Annotated in this window: 3 protein-coding genes; all 3 read left to right on the top strand. The window is 37.9% G+C overall.

Features of this window, described 5'->3' with window-relative positions:
• Positions 1-217: 217 nt before the first annotated feature.
• The 3 genes from QUF07_RS13425 to QUF07_RS13415 all read left to right on the top strand — a co-directional run bounded on the left by QUF07_RS13425 (position 218) and on the right by QUF07_RS13415 (position 3,666).
• The gene (locus QUF07_RS13425) at positions 218-847 is read left to right on the top strand and encodes a fibronectin type III-like domain-contianing protein (RefSeq protein ID WP_289427917.1); all 630 of its coding nucleotides are present in this window, start codon (positions 218-220) and stop codon (positions 845-847) included.
• Between the two features lie 152 nt (positions 848-999).
• Positions 1,000-2,280 carry an MFS transporter gene (locus QUF07_RS13420; protein ID WP_289427915.1) on the top strand — a complete coding sequence of 427 codons (1,281 nt, stop codon included), beginning with the start codon at positions 1,000-1,002 and terminating at the stop codon, positions 2,278-2,280.
• 51 nt (positions 2,281-2,331) lie between these two features.
• The gene (locus tag QUF07_RS13415) at positions 2,332-3,666 is read left to right on the top strand and encodes a glycoside hydrolase family 30 protein (RefSeq protein ID WP_289427914.1); all 1,335 of its coding nucleotides are present in this window, start codon (positions 2,332-2,334) and stop codon (positions 3,664-3,666) included.
• Positions 3,667-3,822: the final 156 nt, after the last annotated feature.

The following is a 3,822-nucleotide window of genomic DNA, read 5'->3' as shown; positions in this document are numbered from 1 at the left end:
AAGCATCATTTATTTAAGTTAGATACATATTATATGTACGAAGGCATTTCATTTACACAAGATTCTTGACGCTACCGGTGTCGTTAATCCAAGTGGTAAGCTGGCCGAAAGTTTCCCACTTAGTATCAAAGATACACCAACATATGGAACTTTTGACGTTAATGAGAAGCATGAGAAATACCGCGAAGGATTGTATGTTGGTTACCGCTATTATGATATGAAACAAATTCCAGTGTTATTCCCATTTGGTTATGGCTTGAGCTATACGACATTCAAATATGCAGAACTAAAAATTAAAGAGTTAGAAGAACAGCAAGTAGAAGTTCGCTTTAAGATAACCAATACCGGTAATCGAGCTGGACAAGAAATTGCTCAAATTTATGTTCGTAATCGTGCCAGTTATATTGAAAAGCCGTTTAAAGAGCTTAGAGGTTTTACCAAGGTTGAATTAAATACAGGAGAGACCAAAGAAGTTGCAGTAACCTTATCGAGGCGAGCCTTTAGTTGGTACAATGAACAAACATCCTCATGGCAGGTTGATAACGGTAACTATGAGATTTTAATCGGGAAATCATCAGCTGATATTGAACTTCAGTCAAGTCTTACACTGAACTGGTCAACTAATGATAAACCAATTATTGATCGGGATACTTATTTTGCAAACATTATTGCTCACAAGGATCTGGCTAAGGCTTTGGCTGAATCTGGCTTAGATAAGTTGATGGGTCAGCTTCAACCTTCCGCAGAGAATGCTCAATTATTGGAAAACATTCCACTACGTTCTGCAGTCATGCTCGGTGCAAGTTATGAACAAGTTGATAAATTTATTAAGCTAGCTAATCAATAAATTGTTTTCTGATTCCATAAAGCAAAGATTGATTCATTTGTACCCATAATAGTTTGATTTGAAATAAGGCTTGTTAAATTGTTAAAAATGAAAGCGTATCCAGAAGCATCCATTATTGCAAATTTTTAATCCTAAAAAAGAGGAAAATGACTATGGAAAAACAAGTAAAGGCGTCTGTTGAGTCAATCAACAACGAACCGGATATTAATAAGATGAGTAAGGGAAATCGAATTAGATTCTCACTAAGTTTCTTTGTATTTGCCCTTCTGTGGATGGGTGGGCTAGGAATCGTTTCAGCGGTCTTGCTTCCACAGCATTTAAAAGATTTGGTTGGTCCTAATGCCTCAACGGCAATTTTTGGTGTACTTAATGCAGCGACGGCAATTGCTTCGTTAATTTCTAACCTATTATTTGGAAATCTTTCTGATCGAACACGTTCTGTATTTGGCCGACGGACTCCTTGGGTTGTTGGTGGTGGTTTGGTCGGTGGACTTTCATTATTCTTGATTGGTGTTTTAAGTAATGCTTGGGCGATTGGTATTATGTACTGTATTTGTATGTTTGGTTTGAATATGATGATTGCGCCAGTAATCGCTACCTTGTCAGACCGAGTACCTGATGATATGCGTGCAACAATGTCGGCCTTCATGTCAGCAGGAACTAACGTTGGAACTTCAATGGGAACCTTAATTGGTGCGCGGTTCATTACGATTCAATTACCAGGATTTATCATTGCTGGAGTCTTAATGGGTATTGCTGGAATTTGTACGGTTATTGTTTGGCCAACAGAAAAATCATCAAAAGATATGCCTCCTGTAAAGGGTGGGTTTGGTGAACTGATTGCGTCATTCAGACCACCAGTTAAAGGTGCTCGTGATTTCTGGTTAGCCTTTGTTGGACGAACTTTATTGATTTTCAGTTACTACATGATTTTAAATTATCAGTTGTATATCTTGGAAAGCTTCATTGGTCAAAGTAAAACATCTGCTGCAGCCACTATTTCCGTAATGTCAGTGATTACGATGGTTGTTGGGTTGGTTGGCTCAATTGCCTCAGGGGCAATCTCTGATTTTATTGGTAGACGAAAGTTGCCGGTAATTGTTGCTTCCGTGCTATTAATTATTGGTTACTTACTGCCATGGATTATGAAATCACCCTCGTCAATGATGCTATTTGCTGGGTTTGCCGGCCTAGGTTACGCAGTTTATGGAGCCGTTGATCAAGCGCTGAATGTGGATGTTTTACCTTCAAAAGAAGAAGCTGGAAAAGATTTAGGAATTTTGAACATTGCGACTACCTTGGGACAAATGGCCGGCCCAATTGTTACCAGTATCTTGGTCGTCAGTGGCGGATACAATTTGGTTTTCCCAACAGCTATTGCCTTCGCCTTTATTGCTTGTATCTTCATTCAAATGATTCGTTCCACAAAATAGTCTAGAAATTATTATAACTAGTTTTAAGATGAAATTTATGAGGAGGATAAAATGATTAAATGGATTGAGAGTACCCAAAATGCTTATTTACAAACAAAAGATCCTGAGTCTATCAATGCTGCAGGATCAAACGATCTCCAGTTAACTGGAAAAGAGCTTCAAACTATACGAGGATTCGGTGGTTGTTTCAATGAATTAGGTTACCTACCTCTTAGTACGTTGAATGATGATGAACAACAAAAGATTTATAAGGACCTTTTCTCCCCTGATGAATTAAATTTTTGCTTCAATAGAACACCAATCGGTGCCAATGATTTTGCAGAACAATGGTACAGTTATGATGAACAAGATGGTGATTACGATCTTAAGAATTTTTCGATAGACCATGATCAACAAACATTAATTCCTTATATTCAAAATGCAAAAAAATATCAACCAAATCTGCAATTATTTGCTAGCCCATGGACCCCACCCACTTGGATGAAATTCCCCAAGGCCTATAACTTTGGCAAAATTGTGATGACTCCTGAAAATTTACAAGCTTACGCAAATTATTTTGTAAAATATATCAAGAGTTATGAACAACAAGGTATTCATATTAAGCGAATTTGCCCACAAAATGAGGTGTTCGCGGATCAAAAATTTCCGTCTTGTGTTTGGAGCAGTGATGATTTAAAGGTATTTATTCGTGATTATCTCGGACCAACCCTTGAAAGATCAGGTCTTGATACCGAAATTTTCTTAGGAACGTTAAATGGTCCTGAAGATATGTCATTCACCGCTACAGGTGTGAAACTAGATAATTATAATCGTTACGTTGATAATATTTTATTTGATGATGAAGCTCGTAAATACATCAAAGGGATTGGTTATCAATGGGCTGGTCAGCACGCTATTGAGAGAACCCATGAATCCTGGCCGGAACTTGAATTGATTCAAACTGAGTCTGAGTGTGGATTTGGCGAAAATGGTTGGGATTATGCTGAATATGTTTTCCATTTAGTCAATCATTACTTTACTGCTGGCGCGACGGCATATACCTACTGGAATATTATCCTAGGAGATTCAATTAGTACCTGGGGATGGCATCAGAACTCAATGTTTTCAATCAACTCTGAAACACATGAAGTTACTCGGAACCCTGAATATTATGTCATGCGGCATTATGCGCATTATGTAAAACCGGGTGCCAAAGTATTGGAAACCACTGGTCATTTCAATTCAATGGGCAAGGCTTTTCGTAATCCTGACGGTGAAATTGTTGTGGTTGTTCAAAATGCGTTGACTCGTGAATTACCATTTACATTTGCTGATCCTGAGAATGCTGACAAGAGCCTTAAAGCAACGTTGTCTCCAAATTCATTCAATACGTTTGTGATCAAATAATTAACCTAAATAAGTAGCTCTTTTTACAACCCGTAATTGAAGTGCCCTACAATTGTTAGACAAGTAAGTCTAATGATTGTGGGGCTTTTCTTGTGACAAAATATAGTAGTCAATTCAAAGTGAAGGTTGTTTCTCGTTATCTCAAGGGTGACATTG

The sequence above is a fragment of the Lentilactobacillus sp. TOM.63 genome (assembly GCF_030361045.1).
Classification (GTDB): Bacteria; Bacillota; Bacilli; order Lactobacillales; family Lactobacillaceae; genus Lentilactobacillus; species Lentilactobacillus dabitei.
This window is presented reverse-complemented; position numbering and strand designations above follow the sequence as displayed.